Raw genomic sequence first — 15,328 nt, forward strand, 5'->3', positions numbered from 1 at the left:
GTCGGCCACGCTTGCCGCCGTGACGACTTGGCCGACTGGCATGCAAGGGCTCGCCTGGGGAGCTGACTACAACCCCGAGCAGTGGCCGGAACACGTCTGGGCCGAGGACGTCGAGCTCATGCGCAGGGCGGGGGTGAACCTGGTCAGCGTGGGGATCTTCAGCTGGGCGAAGATCGAGGTCAGCAAGGGTGAGTACCGGTTCGACTGGCTCGACCGGGTGCTCGACCAGCTGCACGCGGGAGGCATCCGCGTCGACCTCGCGACCGCCACCGCCGCGCCTCCGCCGTGGCTCACGACCTCCTACCCCGAGATGCTGCCCGTCCGCGCCGACGGTGTGCGGCTCTCGCACGGCTCACGGCAGGCCTACTGCCCGTCGTCGCCGATCTACCGCGACCGGGCGACGGCGCTGGCCGCCGAGATGGCCTCGCACTACCGCGACCACCCCGCGCTCGCCGCGTGGCACGTCGGCAACGAGTACGGGTGCCACGTCGCGCGCTGCTACTGCGACACGTGCGCCGAGTCGTTCCGCGAGTGGCTCGCCGCCCGCTACACGCTCGACCAGCTCAACGAGGCCTGGTCGACGGCGTTCTGGAGCCAGGGCTACACCGACTTCGCGCAGATCCTGCCGCCGCGCGTGACGCCGACGTACGCGAACCCGGCCCACGTCCTCGACTACGACCGGTTCAGCGACGACGCGCTGCTGGCGCAGTACAAGGCCGAGCGCGACGTGCTGCGGATGATCACGCCGGACGTGCCGGTCACCACGAACTTCATGGCCAACTGGACCTTCCGCGACCTGGACTACTGGAAGTGGGCGCGCGAGGTCGACTTCGTCTCGAACGACCACTACACCGAGGCCCAGTCACCCGACCGGCACGTCGAGCTCGCGATGTCCGCGGACCTCGTGCGCGGCCTGGCGGGCGGCAAGCCGTGGCTGCTGATGGAGAACTCGACCTCCGCGGTGAACTGGCAGCGGCGCAACATCGCGAAGCTGCCGGGGGAGATGCGGCGGCACTCGTTCCAGAACATCGCCCGCGGCGCGGACGGCACGTTGTTCTTCCAGTGGCGGCAGTCGCGCGGTGGTGGCGAGCGCTACCACTCGGCGATGGTCCCGCACGCCGGCACGGACACGAAGGTGTACCGCGAGGTCTGCGGGGTCGGTGGTGAGTACGCGAAGCTGCGCGAGGTCATGGGCTCCACTGTGGACGCTTCCGTGGCCGTGCTGTTCGACTTCCAGTCCGGCTGGGCGTTGCGCCAGGACGCGCACCCGACGCAGGACTTCGACTACTACCGGCACGTCCTGGGCTACTACAAGGCGCTGTGGCAGGCCGGTGTCACCGTCGACTTCGTGGCTCCGGGCACGAACCTGTCGAAGTACTCGATGGTCGTGGTGCCGGCGTTCTACACGGTGTCCGACGCGCACGCCGCGGTGATCGCGGACTACGTGGCAGGCGGCGGTCATGTCGTGGTCACGTACTTGTCCGGTGTTGCCGACGAGCACACGCGAGTGCGACTGGGCGGTTACCCCGGTGCGTTCCGCGACGTCCTGGGCGTGTGGTCGGAGGAGTTCTTCCCGCTGCGGCAGGACGAAACCGTTTCGCTGACGGACGGCTCGACCGCGACGCTGTGGACCGAGCACCTCCACGTGCGCAGCGCTGACGTCGTCGTTTCCTACGCCGACGGACCGTTGCCGGGAGTGCCCGCGGTGACGCGGAACGCGTTCGGCAGCGGTGTCGCCTGGTACGTGGCGTGCGACCTCGATGAGGGCGGTCTCGGCCGAACGGTGGAAAACGCGCTTTCCGGTGCGGGCGTGGCGGTGTCCAGTCCCGGGATCGAGCTTGTGAGGCGCAAGGGCGACGTATCGTGGCTCTTCGCCGTCAACCACACCGACACCGACGCGCAGATCGATGCGTCCGGTGTCGACGTGTTGTCCGGCGAGCAGGTCTCCGGACGCCTCACCGTGCGCGCCGGGGACGTCGTAGTCCTCAGGGAAGAGGTGTGAGGTGCTGGCACGTCAACGGCAAGCGGTGATCATCGAGGAGGTCCGGCGGACCGGCGCGGTGCGCGTGAGCGACCTGGTCGTGCGGCTCGGCGTCTCGGACATGACCGTGCGCCGCGACCTCGACGTGCTCGCCTCGCGCGGACTGGTGGAGAAGGTCTACGGCGGCGCCACGTCCGTCGTCGGGCGCTCGACCGACGAGCCCGGCTTCGAGGCCAAGTCGGTCCGGCAGCTGCCCGAGAAGGAGGCGATCGCGGCCGCCGCCGCGGGCCTCGTGCGTCCCGGCACGGCCATCGGTCTGTCCGCGGGCACGACGACGTGGACGCTGGCGCGTTTCCTCGACGACATCCCGGACCTGACCGTCGTGACGAACTCGATCCGCGTCGCGGACGTGCTGCAGCAGAGCGGGCGCACCGACCGCACGGTCGTGCTGACCGGTGGCGTGCGCACCCCGTCCGACGCGTTGGTGGGACCTGTGGCCGTGCAGGCGTTGCGGTCGCTGCACCTCGACGTGGTGTTCCTGGGCGTGCACGGCATGGCCGAGCGCTCCGGCTTCACCACACCGAACCTCAACGAGAGTGAAACGGACCGCGCGCTCGTCGACGCCGCGGGACGCGTGGTCGTGGTCGCGGACCACGAGAAGTGGGGCACCGTGGGCATTTCCACGATCGCCGACCTCGACGAGGCAGACGTCCTGGTGACCGACGAGGGGTTGCCGGACGACGCACGGGCCATCCTCACCGAGCAGGTCGGCGAGTTGGTGTTGGCACACGTACCAGGAAGTGGCGAGGAGTTGGCGTGAGGCGTACCGCGGGAAAGCTGGCGGACGGCCGGGAGATCATCTACTTCGACGACAGCGCTGAAGCTCCACCGCGGGTCGCGGTGGACACCCGGGACCTTCCGGAGTCTCAGCCGATGTCCGAAGTGCGGCTGGACCCGTTGACCCGCGAATGGGTCGCCATGGCGGCTCATCGTCAGACACGCACCTACAAGCCGCCGGCGGACCTCTGCCCGCTGTGCCCGTCGACGCCCGGCCGGCCCACGGAGATCCCCGAGGCCGACTACGACGTCGTCGTCTTCGAGAACAGATTCCCGTCGCTGGCGCAGAACGTGCCGGATGTGCCGTCCACTGTGGATGGTGAGGAGCTGTTCGTGCGCGCGCCGGGCCGTGGACGGTGCGAGGTCGTGTGCTTCACCTCCGACCACAACAAGTCGTTCGGCGAGCTCTCCGAGGAGCGCGTGCGCACCGTCGTGGACGCCTGGGCGGACCGGGTCGCCTTCCTGTCAACGTTGCCAGGCGTCGAGCAGGTCTTCCCGTTCGAGAACCGCGGCGAAGAGATCGGCGTGACGCTCTCGCACCCGCACGGCCAGATCTACGCGTACCCGTTCGTGACGCCACGCACCGAGCGGATGCTCGAAGCGGCGCTGGAGCACTACGCGGCCCACGGGCGTCCGTTGTTCGGCGACGTGCTGGAGGCCGAGCTCCGCGCGGGCGCGCGCGTGGTCGAGGAGTCCCCGCACTGGGTGGCTTTCGTGCCGGCCGCCGCGCGCTGGCCCGTCGAGGTCGTGCTGGCGCCCCGCCGGCAGATCGCGGACCTGGCCGGTCTGTCCTCTGTGGAACGTGACGACTTCAGCTCGTTGTACCTGAAGGTCCTGCACCGCCTGGACGCCCTGTACGACCGCCCGCTGCCGTACATCGCGGCGTGGCACCAGGCGCCCGTGAACGTCGGCCGCGACGAGATGTGGCTGCACCTGCAGGTCTTCTCGGTGCTCCGGACGAAGGACAAGCTGAAGTACCTCGCGGGCTCCGAGTCGGGCGAGGCCGTGTGGATCAACGACGTGACCCCGGAACAGATCGCGGAGCGGCTGCGCGGGCTCGGCTGAACCCTCACAGACCTCCAAGGCTGGTTTAAGGGTTCTCTCAGGACGGGCCGAGAGACTGTGGCCATGACCGAGAGCAACCAGCCAGCGCAGCAGCCGGAACAGCCCCACTCCGTGCCGCCGAACGCCGGTCAGACCGACTCCGGCGCGCGGGAGCAGGGCCCGCAGCCGCCGGAACCCGGCCAGCCGGATCCTTTGCAGGGGGGATCCGGCCAGGCCGGGGCTGCACACGCCCCTGCCGGCCTGGGCGACGTGCCCGCCTCGTTCTCTCCGGCCCAGCCGCAGGTGCACGCACCTGACGCGGGCCAGGCGCAGCTCGGCGGGTCCGGACCCGGCCAGCAGCTTCCTCCTCCTGGGTCCGGCCAACCTCACCCGCTCGGTCCTGGCGCTCAGTTCGGTGCGGAGCAGCCGCCCGCCGGACCGCCCTCGACGGGTCAGTACTACCTCCCGCCCGGCTACCAGCCGCCGCCCGTCCCACCGCGCCCCAAGGGCCGCGGCAAGGTCGTGGCGGGCGTCGCGGCCCTCGTGCTGCTCGTGGGCGGCGTCTCCGGTGGCCTCGGCGGCTACCTCGGCTACAACTTCGCCAACGACTCGTCCGCCGTGAGCTCGCTCGACACGCCCCGCCCGGCCTCGCAGACCAGCAACGCCCCCGCGGGCTCGGTCGAGGACGTGGCGAACAAGCTGCTGCCGTCCGTCGTCCAGATCCAGGTCGTGACGCGGACCGGCGCCGGCGAGGGCTCGGGGTTCATCATCTCCAGCAACGGCCAGATCGTGACGAACAACCACGTCATCGAGGGTGCCGCGGCCGGAGGCAACATCAAGGTGGTCTTCCAGGACGGCAAGACCGCCACCGCCAAGATCCTCGGCCGCGACCCGAGCTCCGACATCGCGGTCATCCAGGCCGACGGCGTCTCCGGGCTGCCCGTCGTTCAGCTCGGCAACTCCGGTGACCTCAAGATCGGCCAGGGCGTCGTCGCGATCGGCTCGCCGTTCGAGCTGTCCGGCACCGTGACCTCCGGCATCGTCAGCTCGGTGAACCGCCCGGTCTCCGCCGGCAGCGACGCCCGCAACTCGCAGGCGACCGTGCTGAACGCCATCCAGACCGACGCGGCCATCAACCCCGGCAACTCCGGCGGTCCACTGGTGAACATGCAGGGCCAGGTCGTCGGCATCAACTCCGCGATCTACAGCCCGAACCAGGCGGGCGGCCAGGCGGGCTCCGTCGGCATCGGCTTCGCGATCCCGATGGACCAGGCGCGCCGCACGATCGACGAGATCGTCAAGACCGGCAAGGCCAAGCAGACGGTCCTCGGCGTCGAGGTGAAGGAGGCCGAGAACGGTGGCGCCGTGATCAGCAAGGTCACCCCCGGCGGTGCCGCGGAGCAAGCCGGCCTGAAGGAGAACGACGTGATCACCAAGTTCGGCGACCGTCGCATCGACAGCTCGGACACCCTCGTCGCGGCCGTGCGCTCCAAGGCGCCCGGCGACAAGGTGACCATCACGCTGTCCGACAACCGGACCGTGGAAGCCACCCTCGGAGGTGTCGAGGTGGGTTAGGTCGGGGGCGTCCGGTTCTGGCATCCGCCGCCCGCCAGAACCGGACGTGACGACCCCTGAGGGGCTGTACCTGAGCGCACCTGCCCCGCTCTCAGGTACAGCCCCTTCTTACGTCCTCGTGACGGTCAGGGGCCCTGAGGGCGTTCGTGGCTTAGCGTGGTGACGTGGTGGAACGGGTTCTGGTCGTCGACGACGACACAACGGTGCGGGACGTGGTGCGCCGCTACCTCGAACACGCCGGGTACGAGGTCGAGCTGGCCGGTGACGGAGAGCAGGCGTTGCGGCTGTTGGCCGCGAACGAGCCGGACATCGTCGTGCTGGACCTGATGCTGCCCGGCGTCGACGGCCTGGAGGTGTGCCGGCGCATCCGCGAACGAGGCAGCACCCCCGTGGTCATGCTGACGGCGCTGGGCGAGGAGGAGGACCGCATCGCCGGGTTGCAGATCGGCGCGGACGACTACGTCACGAAGCCGTTCAGCCCGCGCGAGCTCGCGTTGCGCGTCTCGTCGGTGCTGCGGCGGGCGGGCAGGACCTACGAACCGCGGATGGTGCGCGACGGGAACCTGGTGCTCGACGTCGCCGCGCACACCGCGACACTCGACGACATGCCGTTGCAGCTCACCACCCGCGAGTTCGACCTGCTGGCGTTCTTCATCGCGAACGCGGGCAAGGCCTTCGGGCGGGCGGAGCTGCTCGACCGGGTGTGGGGCTGGCAGTTCGGCGACCAGTCGACGGTGACCGTCCACGTGCGACGGTTGCGCGAGAAGATCGAGCAGGACCCGGCGAAACCCAAGCGCCTCAGCACTGTCTGGGGCGTCGGCTACAGGTATGACAAATGTTCGATCGACTGAGCAAGGTGTCGCTGACCACCGTGATGACCGTCATGGTGATCGTGCCGGTGGTGGCGACCATCGCGGGCGTGCTGATCGTCAGCGGGTTCATGTTCACGCCGATGCTCAACGCCGCCCTGATGGCGTGTGTGGTCGTCGGCGTGGTCACCGTGCCGTTCTCGATCATGCTCGGACGGGCGATCGCGCGGCGGACCATGTGGGAGCGCGAGGCCGAGTCCGCCCGGCGGCAGCTGGTGGCGTGGATCAGTCACGACCTGCGGACGCCGCTGGCCGGCATCCGGGCGATGACCGAGGCCCTGGAGGACGGTGTCGTCTCCGAACCGGGTGAGGTCGCCGTCTACGCCAAGCAGATCGCGCTGGAGGCGGACCACCTCTCGAAGCTGGTGGACGACCTGTTCCAGCTCTCGCGGATCACGGCCGGCGCGTTGAACCTGACGCTGCACGACGTGCGGCTGACGGACGTCGTGAGCGACGTGGTCGCCGCGTCCCGGCCCGTGGCCGCTTTGAAGGGCGTCCAGTTGCGCGCGGCCGCTCGCGAGTGGCCGGTCGTGCGCGGGTCAGATCCGGAACTGATGCGTGTCGTGCGCAACCTCGTGTCGAACGCCATACGGCACACACCGGAGGGCGGCGCGGTCTCCGTTCAGGTCGATGTGGACGGAGGCGAAGCGGTGGTGCGGGTGGACGACGGGTGCGGCGGCATCCCCGACGACGTGCTGCCACACGTCTTCGACGTGGGCTTCCGCGGCAGCGTCGCCCGCAACCCGACCGGTGCGGGACTGGGACTTTCGATCGCTCGCGGGCTCGTCGACGCGCACCACGGGCGGATCGGCGTCCAGAACCACGGTCCTGGCTGCCGCTTCGAAGTCAGACTCCCGCTACGGTGATCGGTATGGAACGCAGCGCGCAGCGCCTTGGCCGCGCTTTGGTCGTGATCGTGGACGACCGGGTGGCGCACGGCGAGCAGGACGACAACTCCGGCCCTCTCGTCACCGAACTGCTCGAAGAAGCGGGCTTCATCGTCGACGGCACCGTCGCGGTCGAAGGTGAGGTGGTCGACATCCGGGCCGCGCTCAACACGGCCGTCATCGGTGGCGTCGACCTCGTGGTCACCGTGGGCGGCACAGGCGTGTCCCCCCGCGACGTGACTCCCGACGCCACGCAGGGTGTGCTCGACCGCCCGATCCACGGCATCGCCGAGGCACTTCGTGCGTCGGGGCTGGCCGCGGGCGCGGTGGACGCGGGCATCTCGCGAGGCCTGGTGGGCGTCTCCGGCAGCACGCTCGTCGTGAACCTCGCGGGCTCGCGCTCCGCGGTCCGCGACGGCATGGCGACGCTGTCTTCGCTGGTGCCCTACGTCATCGAGCAGCTGAGCGGTCTTGACGAAGAGTGATTCGCCGAAGCCGGCCGACGACGACGCTGCTGTGAAGCGCCGTCGTCGGCTCGCTGAGGTGTTCGGCGACGTGCTCCCGGAGACGACGTCGGACGAGCGCGGTGGGGGCTCTGGGGACGGTTCTGGGGACCGTGAGGACTGGTACCGGGAGAACAGGCCGCCGCATCACGGTGGCTGACGCCTGTGCTCGGGTCTGGGGCGTTGGGTGGTTCGAGGTTCGGCCGCGGAATTGCGGTGGGCCGTGGGCTCGCCTGGCCCGCGTGGTGGGGTCGTAGGTTTGCCTGGTGCCGCGGTGGGCTGTGGATTCGCCTGGCCCGCGCGTCGGGCTGAGGGTTCGCCCGGTCGCGCGTTGGGCTGCGGGTTCACCTGGTGCCGAGATAGGCCGTGGGTTCGCTTGGCCGCGCGTTGGGGTCGTAGGTTCGCCTGATGCCGCGGCGAGCTCTCGGTTCGCCTGGCCCGCGCGTTGGGCTGTGGGTTCGCCTGGTGCCGCAGCTCCCTGTCAGGCCTTGGGTCTGGCTGGCGACGTCGCGGGCGCCGCCACGATTCCCCGGCCTGGTGAGCTGGCCCGGCATCGCTGCGCGGTACCCGCGATGGCCTGAGCCTGCTGGAGCGGCCCCGGAACGTTGGCCGGGCGACTCACGTCCAGCAAGGGCACCTGGCGACACCACGATTCCCTGACTGACCGCGAACCCGCCCGGCAACGTTCCGGGCCACCACCTAGACCTTCGGGTTGCGCACGTCCGTCCCCTGCACCACCTGCGGCTGCCCGTTCTGCTGCGCCGCCAGCAGGTCGCGGATCTCCTTCAGCAGTTCGACGTCGGTGGGCTCCGACGGGCCCGGCTCCTCGCCCTTCTTGCGGCGCTCCTTGATCTTGTTCATCGGGAGCACGAACACGAAGTACACGACGGCCGCGACGATCGCGAAGTTGATGACCGCGGTGATCAGCGCACCGAAGTCCATCTTCGTCTTCTCGTTGGAGTCGAGGAGCTGGTACGCGAAACCCTCGACGTTGTTGCCGCCGAACAGCGCCACCAAGGGGTTGATGATGTTCGAGGTGAACGCGGTGACGATCGTTCCGAACGCGGCGCCGATGACCACGGCCACGGCCAGGTCGACGACGTTCCCGCGCATCAGGAAGTCCTTGAATCCCTTCAGCATCAGCGGAGAGTAACGGCTAATGAATGATCCAGTGACATCGCGGCCACACGATTTGCATTAAGTCTCGGCAACGTCAGCACGACGACCTGGCCGCGCGTCTCCCGCACCGACGCGTTCTCCGCCAGCACCTCCGCCGACGCCGACACCACGTCGACCCGGCTGCCGATCCGCACCACGTCGGCGAGGCCCTGGTCAGCCACCCGCACGGCCACCGACGCGAGATCGTCCGACGCCCCGGCGAGATCGAAGTCCGTCAACGGAACGCCCGCCCGCGCCGGCGACGACAACGCCCGGCCCAGCACGTCCGAAGCACTCGCGAACGACCCCGGCAAAGGCGCACTCAACGACACGACGCGCACGTCGTCAGCCGTGAGGGGCACTCCGGCGGGTAGATCTCGTGCGGCTGTCACGGCGGGATGGCCCACGTCCGGCCAGAAGGCCGTCAACGCGGCTAGCAGGACCAGTGCGCCGGCCAGGAACCTGCGCCACGCGACGGGAGGGCGGCGGCGCGACAGCGAGCGGAGCCGGTCGAGGAAGGTGCTGGAAAGAGTCATGCCTCCGACGGTAGGGCCGTCGGAGGCATGTCAAACGGGGCTCAGCCGCAAGTTGTGGACAACTCGCGATCTTCAGGAGGCCGCGGCCGCCGGAGCGCTCGTCGAGGGCTTCGAGTCCGAGGAGGACGACGAAGTCGTGGAGGACGAGGACGTGGAAGAGGACGCCGCGGAAGTGGACGACGTGCTCTTGGACGAGCCCGACCGGCTGTCCGTCCGGTAGAAACCGCTGCCCTTGAAGACGACACCGACGGCGCCGAAGAGCTTGCGCAGCTTGCCCGAACACTCCGGGCACTCGGTGAGGGAGGCGTCGCTGAAGGACTGCACAGCCTCGAACCGGTGCTCACAAGCGGTGCAGGCGTACTGGTACGTAGGCACTGGGTTCGCTCCTAGATCTGGCACTCGACCGTTGTGAGTGCCAACACGATTTTCGCCCAGGACCTTCCCGAAGCGCAAACACCCCCGGTCAAAGTCACAGCCACCGCAGCCCTGCCGAGGGGGTCAGAACGCCGTTCATCCGCACGTCGTGAGGCTCGGCGGGCACCTCTTCCAGCACCTCGGAATCTCTCACGACGGCCACCAGCGGCGCTGTGACCAGCGGCAACGACCGGTCGTAGTGCCCCTGGCCCTTTCCGAGCCGCACTCCGGACACCGACACCGCCAGCGCGGGCACCAGCACCAGCGAGGCTCCAGCGATCGCCGAGGCACCGAGCCGGGGCCCGGACGGTTCGAGCAGCTTGAACGCCGCCGGCACCAGTCCGGAGGGTCCGGTGTGGACCGCCCAGTCGAGCGGCGAGTCGCCCGTCACGATCGGCAGCAGCACCCGGCACCGCAGGCCGTCGAGCCACGACGCGTCACCGGGCTCCGAACCGACCGGCAGGAACGCGCACACCGTCTGATCAGGGCCGACGTCCAGAGCGGCGACGTGAGCCGCCAGCGCTGCGGCCTCGACGGCGCGGACCTCGGGCGACAACGACCGGCGCGCGGCCAGCAACCGTGAACGCAGTGTGGCCTTCCGGTCACGAAGATCGGACGTCATGCTGGGTATCCCTCGGTATGTCGTTAGCATCGCAGCCCATGAGCAGCGCCTTCCACACCGCTATCGTGCCCGCGGCCGGTCTGGGCACCCGTTTCCTCCCCACGACCAAAGCCGTGCCGAAGGAACTGCTGCCGCTGGTCGACACCCCCGCCATCGAGTACGTGGCGAGGGAAGCGGCCGAGGCCGGCGCGAAGAAGCTGGTCATCGTCACCTCGCCGACGAAGGCGTCCGTCGCGAACTACTTCGACGAGAGCCCTGAGCTCGAGCAGTCGCTCACCGACAAGGGCAAGACCGACCTGGTCGAGAAGATCCGGCGGGCGCCCCAGCTGATCAAGGCCGAGACCGCGATCCAGGAGCAGGCGCTCGGCCTCGGGCACGCCGTCGGGTGCGCCGAGGGCAACCTGACCGGCGACGACGAGGCCGTCGCGGTGCTGCTGCCCGACGACATCGTGCTGCCGACCGACGCGCTCAAGAAGATGGCGAAGGTCCGCGAGGAGAAGGGCGGCAGCGTCCTGCTGGCGTTCGACATCCCGCGCGAGCAGATTTCCGCGTACGGCGTGTTCGACGTCCGCGACACCGGCAGCGACGACGTCAAGCAGGTCGTCGGCATGGTCGAGAAGCCGAAGCCGGAGGAGGCGCCGTCGACGTTCGCCGCGGCCGGCCGGTACCTGCTCGACCGGGCCATCTTCGACGCTCTCAAGCGCATCACGCCTGGTGCGGGCGGTGAGCTGCAGCTGACCGACGCCATCGCGCTGCTGATCAACGAGGGTCACCCCGTGCACGTCGTGGTGCACCGCGGCGGGCGACACGACCTCGGCAATCCCGCCGGATTCCTGCGCGCTGCGGTTGACTTCGCACTCAAGACCCCGGAGTACGGACCCGACCTGCGCGAGTGGTTGCGGGAACGCCTCGACAACTCCTGATCGACACCTTCTGCGCGCGAGGACCAACACATGAGGTCAGTGGACGAGCAGCTCGCTCGGGTGATCGCGGCCGCGGTGCGGCCCGCGCCCGTGCGGGTGGCGATCTCGGAGTCGCAGGGCCTGCTCTGCGCGGAGGAGGTCGTCGCGGAACGCGCGTTGCCCGGCTTCGACCAGGCGGCGGTGGACGGCTACGCGGTGCGCAGCGTCGACGTGTCCGGCGCGAACGCGAACCCCGTGCAGCTGCCGGTCGTGGGCGAGATCCCGGCCGGCTCCCGGCAGCCGCGGCGGCTCCAGCCGGGCCAGGCGGTGCGGGTCGCGACCGGTGCGCCGCTGCCGACGCTGGCCGACGCCGTCGTGCCGCTCGGCTACACCGACGGCCACCACGCCAAGGTGACGGTGAACCGCAGCGTGCCGTCCGCCGGGTTCGTCCGCCGCACCGGCGAGGACGTGCAGACCGGTGACGTCGCCGTGCGCCGCGGCGCGTCCATCGGCGCTGCTCAGGTGGGGCTGCTGGCCGCCGTCGGGCGCAACAAGGTGCTCGTGCACCCGCGTCCTCGGGTGTCCGTGATCTCGCTCGGCGAGGAGCTCGTCGACGTCGACCGCACGCCCGGACAGGGCCAGGTCTACGACGTGAACTCGTACGCGCTGGCCGCCGCCGCACGTGACGCGGGCGCCGAGGTCAGCAGGGTCGGCATCATGTCGGCCGATCCGCGCCGGCTGCGCGAGGTCGTCGAGGGACGGTTGCTGCTCTCCGAGATCGTGGTCATCGCAGGCGGCGTGGGCGGCACGATCGGCGACGAGGTCAAGGCGGCGCTGGCGGAGCTCGGCGACATGGACGTCAGCCGCGTCGCCATGCACCCCGGCTCCGCGCAGGGCTTCGGGCGGCTCGGGCCGGACGCCGTGCCGACGTTCCTGCTGCCGGCGAACCCGATGAGCGCGCTCGTGGTGTTCGAGGTGCTGGTCAGGCCGTTGATCAGGGCAGCGCTGGGCAAGAAGAACCCGTACCGTCGCGCCGTGTCGGCCCGGTTGTTGTCGCCGCTGTCCTCAACGAAGGGCCGCCGGGGCTTCCTGCGCGGCCAGCTGCTGCGCGACGCGGACAACGGCGAGTACCTGGTGCAGCCGCTCGGCACGTCCGGGTCGCACCTGCTGGCCTCGCTGGCGGAGGCGAACTGCCTGATCATGGTCGAAGAGGACGTCACTGAGGTTTCGGTCGGCGAAGAGGTTCTCGTCAGCTTCCTCGCCCAACGCGGTTGACGAGCGGCGGGGGATGAGCGCTTTCTCCGATCTGGGACGTCACCCCGGCTGGCCGGTCCGGCTGGGGCCCGTCGAGGTGCGCGCGGGAACCGTCACCTTGCGCGGGCCCCGGCTCTTCGACGGCTCGAGCTGGTCGAAGCTGCGGATCCGCGACCGCGCGTATCTGGAGCAGTGGGAGCCCACGGCGCAGGAGGGCTGGGACGAGCGCAACGCGACGCTGTCCTGGCCCGCCCAGTGGTCTTCGCTGCGCGCCATGGCCCGGCGCGGCAGCACGCTGCCGTTCATGATCATGGTCAACGGCGAGGTGGCCGGTCAGATCACGGTCGGCAACATCGTGCGCGGCTCGCTGCTGTCCGCCTGGATCGGCTACTGGGTGGCCGCTGATCGGGCGGGCGGCGGCGTCGCAACGGCCGCCGTGGCGTTGCTCACCGATCACGCGTTCCGCGAGGCTGGTCTGCACCGCCTCGAAGCCACCGTCCGCCCGGAGAACGCCGCCTCGATCCGCGTGCTCACGAAATCCGGATATCGCGAGGAAGGCCTCTTCAAGCGTTATCTGGATGTTGCCGGACAGTGGCGCGACCACCTCTGCTTCGCGCTGACGGTCGAAGAGGTCCCGGATGGCCTAGTGCGCCGTTTGGTCGCACGCGGAGAGGCCCGTCTTCCCTGACGGTTGCTTCCGTTCGCCGTAATCGCTTCACCCAAAAGTGGGTGATACACCACACTTTGGTACGCACAGCGCTCGGCGAGCCTCCGACACTGGTGTGACTGTTGTGACTAGCGTGGTGACAGCACCACGCGTGGGCCGGGGGAGGTGAACGGGGAATGCCGAGTTCGCTGATCATCGTTGCGCTGGTCGTGGCGTGGCTGGTGGTCCTCGTCCCCATGATGGCCCGCAAGCGCCAGGAGAGTGCGCGCAGCGTGGGGGAGGAGTACGACGCCATGCCCGACGCCGAGTACGACGACATCCACGACATCGACGACGACTACTTCGACGAGGAGGAGTACGTCGAACGCCCGTTCCGGCGCGGCCGTGGTGGCTACGACCCGGAGACGGCCGCACTGGTCGCCCAGGCGAAGTACGCGTTCCGCCGCAGAGTCGTGGCGTTCCTGCTGGTCGCCGCCGTGGCTTCCGGTGTGGTGGCCGGCGTGTTCTACACGCCGCTCTGGTACGGCCACGCAGCGCTGGACCTGGTGATCGTGGGCTACCTGACGTACCTGCGCCGCCAGGTGCGGATCGAGGAGGAGATCCGCGCCCGCCGGCTGGCCCGCCTGCAGCAGGTCCGCCGCCGCCGGGCGACGGGCCCGCAGCCCCAGCAGGAGGCCCCGGCAGCGGAACCGGTCGTCGCCGCGGAAGCCGAGACCACCCAGGTCGAGGTCGTCGTGGTCGACGAGAAGCCGGCGCTGCCACCGTTGCCGCGCTACGAGCACCACGTGCGACCGGGCACCATTCCGGTCGACTCCGACGACGAGGACCCGGTGTTCGTCGAGTTGGACGGACTGGAGTCGCTGCGGTACCGAGGTGCCGTGGGGGCTTAGGAGGGGGTGGTGAAAACACCCCCTCCGGCCCTGCTATAGTTCTCTCGTAACACCGCAAGGGGCTGTAGCACAGTTGGTAGCGCGTCTCGTTCGCATCGAGAAGGTCAGGGGTTCGATTCCCCTCAGCTCCACAGCACGTCAGAGGCCGTCCACTCCAAAGTGGACGGCCTCTTTCTTTGCCGGCACAGCGGCAACGTGCTGCTGATCAAGGCTCTTGCCAAGCCTCTTGTCTTGCCGAGTTCTCCGTGACGATGGAGATCTACGCGCAAGCCCCGCCACAGAAGACGAGATACACGTGGCGTTGCACAGGATCGCCATGATCATGCGCGCCGAGGTCGACCAGCAGCGTTCCGCGGGACCGCTGTCCGTCATGGACCGTCATCTCGATGGCAAGAAGCAACGCAGCTGAGTGTCGGCTCGGGTCTCGCTGACAACTCCGTCCACATCGGACGGTGTCATCCCTCCTGCACCGCCGGGGCGATCATGTTCGAGCACGACACGGTCGTGTACTCGCCCTTGGCCGTGTTGTTGGCGACGACGTGGCCGTCGACCGTGATGGTGCACGAGATCGACTCGCCCTGGCCGTTGGTCGCCATGACCTGTGCCACGGCGAGACCTGGCCGTGCGGGAATGGTCAGTTCCTTGCGCCACGGCAGGCCGACGGCTTCCGCCTTCTCGACGGTGTTCGTCCCCTCGACCGCGAACCTGATCTCCGGTGCCCTGCCTCCCGGGCCGGTGACCTCGTAGACGACCGTGTGGGTGGTCGGAACGGGCGCGGGTTCTTCGCCGGTGAGGATCAGGGCCGTCACCGCGAGGACCACGGCCGCGGCCAGGCCGGCTGCCGCTGCCCACCGGGCTCGCCGGCGGCCTCGGCCGCTGGTGGGAGGCGCGAGTGGGGCGGCTTTGCGGCTGCTCGTGACTGACGGCATATCCCACCACTCTCTCTTGTCGGTGGATTCCGGTATTGCTGCGTTGGTCGTTGTTGCGCCGGGTCATGGTGGCAGCTGTGCGGATGTTTCGGCCAGGTCCATTCGGGGAAGAAGTTTCTTGGTTCTGCGTTGTCGAATGGTGTCGAAACTGTCGGGTGTCAACTTTGAAAAGCAAACACCTGTCGCTTGGCATGCAGGCCCGCGGCCTGCCTGATGGTCCGTTGAACTGCGCATATACGTGCCGAATGGTGTTGGGCGCA

17 protein-coding genes and 1 tRNA gene are annotated in these 15,328 nt (G+C 69.3%); 13 read left to right on the forward strand and 5 right to left on the reverse strand.

The genetic code is table 11. The annotated features are described in order from the left end of the window. Nucleotides 1-19: 19 nt before the first annotated feature. The 8 genes from AOM45_RS26100 to AOM45_RS54025 all read left to right on the forward strand — a co-directional run bounded on the left by AOM45_RS26100 (nt 20) and on the right by AOM45_RS54025 (nt 7,856). Nucleotides 20-2,002 (forward strand): beta-galactosidase, encoded by a 1,983-nt coding sequence (locus tag AOM45_RS26100; RefSeq protein WP_201780069.1) that lies wholly within the window; start codon nt 20-22, stop codon nt 2,000-2,002. A 1-nt stretch (nt 2,003) separates the two neighbouring features. Next, on the forward strand, nt 2,004-2,801 hold the full coding sequence (locus AOM45_RS26105; protein WP_030467666.1) for a DeoR/GlpR family DNA-binding transcription regulator: 798 nt from the start codon (nt 2,004-2,006) through the stop codon (nt 2,799-2,801). Continuing rightward, complete coding sequence (gene galT / locus AOM45_RS26110; protein ID WP_030467665.1) at nt 2,798-3,883, forward strand: galactose-1-phosphate uridylyltransferase; 1,086 nt, start codon at nt 2,798-2,800, stop codon at nt 3,881-3,883. The genes AOM45_RS26105 and galT overlap by 4 nt, the downstream gene beginning before the upstream one ends. 63 nt (nt 3,884-3,946) lie before the next feature. Beyond that, nucleotides 3,947-5,437 (forward strand): S1C family serine protease, encoded by a 1,491-nt coding sequence (locus AOM45_RS26115; RefSeq protein ID WP_063757031.1) that lies wholly within the window; start codon nt 3,947-3,949, stop codon nt 5,435-5,437. A gap of 167 nt (nt 5,438-5,604) precedes the next feature. Continuing rightward, nucleotides 5,605-6,288, forward strand: a complete 684-nt coding sequence (locus AOM45_RS26120; RefSeq protein ID WP_428829541.1) for a response regulator transcription factor — start codon at nt 5,605-5,607, stop codon at nt 6,286-6,288. After that, the gene (locus AOM45_RS26125; protein WP_030467662.1) at nt 6,273-7,172 is read left to right on the forward strand and encodes a sensor histidine kinase; all 900 of its coding nucleotides are present in this window, start codon (nt 6,273-6,275) and stop codon (nt 7,170-7,172) included. Before AOM45_RS26120 ends, AOM45_RS26125 begins: the two co-directional genes overlap by 16 nt. Before the next feature lie 5 nt (nt 7,173-7,177). Continuing rightward, nucleotides 7,178-7,678 carry a MogA/MoaB family molybdenum cofactor biosynthesis protein gene (locus tag AOM45_RS26130; protein ID WP_030467661.1) on the forward strand — a complete coding sequence of 167 codons (501 nt, stop codon included), beginning with the start codon at nt 7,178-7,180 and terminating at the stop codon, nt 7,676-7,678. Further along, complete coding sequence (locus tag AOM45_RS54025) at nt 7,665-7,856, forward strand: hypothetical protein (protein WP_081902122.1); 192 nt, start codon at nt 7,665-7,667, stop codon at nt 7,854-7,856. The genes AOM45_RS26130 and AOM45_RS54025 overlap by 14 nt, the downstream gene beginning before the upstream one ends. A gap of 539 nt (nt 7,857-8,395) precedes the next feature. Here the strand turns inward: AOM45_RS54025 and mscL are convergent. From mscL to AOM45_RS26150, 4 genes are all read right to left on the reverse strand, one after another. Further along, nucleotides 8,396-8,836, reverse strand: coding sequence for a large-conductance mechanosensitive channel protein MscL (gene mscL, locus AOM45_RS26135; RefSeq protein WP_030467660.1), 441 nt, complete (start codon nt 8,834-8,836; stop codon nt 8,396-8,398). Then, nucleotides 8,836-9,390, reverse strand: coding sequence for an SAF domain-containing protein (locus AOM45_RS53550; RefSeq protein ID WP_051783352.1), 555 nt, complete (start codon nt 9,388-9,390; stop codon nt 8,836-8,838). Before AOM45_RS53550 ends, mscL begins: the two co-directional genes overlap by 1 nt. Before the next feature lie 72 nt (nt 9,391-9,462). After that, the gene (locus tag AOM45_RS49840; RefSeq protein WP_081902121.1) at nt 9,463-9,765 is read right to left on the reverse strand and encodes an FmdB family zinc ribbon protein; all 303 of its coding nucleotides are present in this window, start codon (nt 9,763-9,765) and stop codon (nt 9,463-9,465) included. Nucleotides 9,766-9,859: 94 nt separating this feature from the next. After that, entirely contained in the window at nt 9,860-10,426 is a 567-nt protein-coding gene (locus AOM45_RS26150; RefSeq protein ID WP_030467657.1) for a 5-formyltetrahydrofolate cyclo-ligase, read from the reverse strand. 38 nt (nt 10,427-10,464) lie between these two features. On the opposite strand from AOM45_RS26150, the gene AOM45_RS26155 reads away from it, so the two are divergent. The 5 genes from AOM45_RS26155 to AOM45_RS26175 all read left to right on the forward strand — a co-directional run bounded on the left by AOM45_RS26155 (nt 10,465) and on the right by AOM45_RS26175 (nt 14,270). Further along, nucleotides 10,465-11,349, forward strand: coding sequence for a UTP--glucose-1-phosphate uridylyltransferase (locus AOM45_RS26155; RefSeq protein WP_156093819.1), 885 nt, complete (start codon nt 10,465-10,467; stop codon nt 11,347-11,349). A gap of 30 nt (nt 11,350-11,379) precedes the next feature. Further along, the gene (gene glp / locus AOM45_RS26160) at nt 11,380-12,603 is read left to right on the forward strand and encodes a molybdotransferase-like divisome protein Glp (protein WP_030467655.1); all 1,224 of its coding nucleotides are present in this window, start codon (nt 11,380-11,382) and stop codon (nt 12,601-12,603) included. A 13-nt stretch (nt 12,604-12,616) separates the two neighbouring features. After that, entirely contained in the window at nt 12,617-13,270 is a 654-nt protein-coding gene (locus AOM45_RS26165; RefSeq protein ID WP_030467654.1) for a GNAT family N-acetyltransferase, read from the forward strand. 155 nt (nt 13,271-13,425) lie between these two features. Then, complete coding sequence (gene sepX, locus AOM45_RS26170) at nt 13,426-14,139, forward strand: divisome protein SepX/GlpR (RefSeq protein WP_030467653.1); 714 nt, start codon at nt 13,426-13,428, stop codon at nt 14,137-14,139. Nucleotides 14,140-14,197: 58 nt separating this feature from the next. Next, nucleotides 14,198-14,270 (forward strand) — tRNA-Ala (locus AOM45_RS26175). A gap of 324 nt (nt 14,271-14,594) precedes the next feature. On the opposite strand, the gene AOM45_RS26180 is transcribed toward AOM45_RS26175, so the two are convergent. After that, nucleotides 14,595-15,068 (reverse strand): MmpS family transport accessory protein, encoded by a 474-nt coding sequence (locus AOM45_RS26180; RefSeq protein ID WP_081902120.1) that lies wholly within the window; start codon nt 15,066-15,068, stop codon nt 14,595-14,597. Nucleotides 15,069-15,328 lie beyond the last annotated feature (260 nt).

It is taken from the genome of Lentzea aerocolonigenes (assembly GCF_000974445.1).
Lineage (GTDB): Bacteria > Actinomycetota > Actinomycetes > Mycobacteriales > Pseudonocardiaceae > Lentzea > Lentzea aerocolonigenes.

What these genes read in the sequence shown, in the direction of transcription:
- sepX (WP_030467653.1), top strand. Translation starts at nt 13,426, where the DNA reads ATGCCGAGTTCGCTGATCATCGTTGCGCTGGTCGTGGCGTGGCTGGTG.
- mscL (WP_030467660.1), bottom strand. Translation starts at nt 8,836, where the DNA reads ATGCTGAAGGGATTCAAGGACTTCCTGATGCGCGGGAACGTCGTCGAC.
- AOM45_RS26150 (WP_030467657.1), bottom strand. Translation starts at nt 10,426, where the DNA reads ATGACGTCCGATCTTCGTGACCGGAAGGCCACACTGCGTTCACGGTTG.
- AOM45_RS26165 (WP_030467654.1), top strand. Translation starts at nt 12,617, where the DNA reads ATGAGCGCTTTCTCCGATCTGGGACGTCACCCCGGCTGGCCGGTCCGG.
- AOM45_RS26115 (WP_063757031.1), top strand. Translation starts at nt 3,947, where the DNA reads ATGACCGAGAGCAACCAGCCAGCGCAGCAGCCGGAACAGCCCCACTCC.
- AOM45_RS53550 (WP_051783352.1), bottom strand. Translation starts at nt 9,390, where the DNA reads ATGACTCTTTCCAGCACCTTCCTCGACCGGCTCCGCTCGCTGTCGCGC.
- AOM45_RS26155 (WP_156093819.1), top strand. Translation starts at nt 10,465, where the DNA reads ATGAGCAGCGCCTTCCACACCGCTATCGTGCCCGCGGCCGGTCTGGGC.
- AOM45_RS26130 (WP_030467661.1), top strand. Translation starts at nt 7,178, where the DNA reads ATGGAACGCAGCGCGCAGCGCCTTGGCCGCGCTTTGGTCGTGATCGTG.
- glp (WP_030467655.1), top strand. Translation starts at nt 11,380, where the DNA reads ATGAGGTCAGTGGACGAGCAGCTCGCTCGGGTGATCGCGGCCGCGGTG.
- AOM45_RS26125 (WP_030467662.1), top strand. Translation starts at nt 6,273, where the DNA reads ATGTTCGATCGACTGAGCAAGGTGTCGCTGACCACCGTGATGACCGTC.
- AOM45_RS26180 (WP_081902120.1), bottom strand. Translation starts at nt 15,068, where the DNA reads ATGCCGTCAGTCACGAGCAGCCGCAAAGCCGCCCCACTCGCGCCTCCC.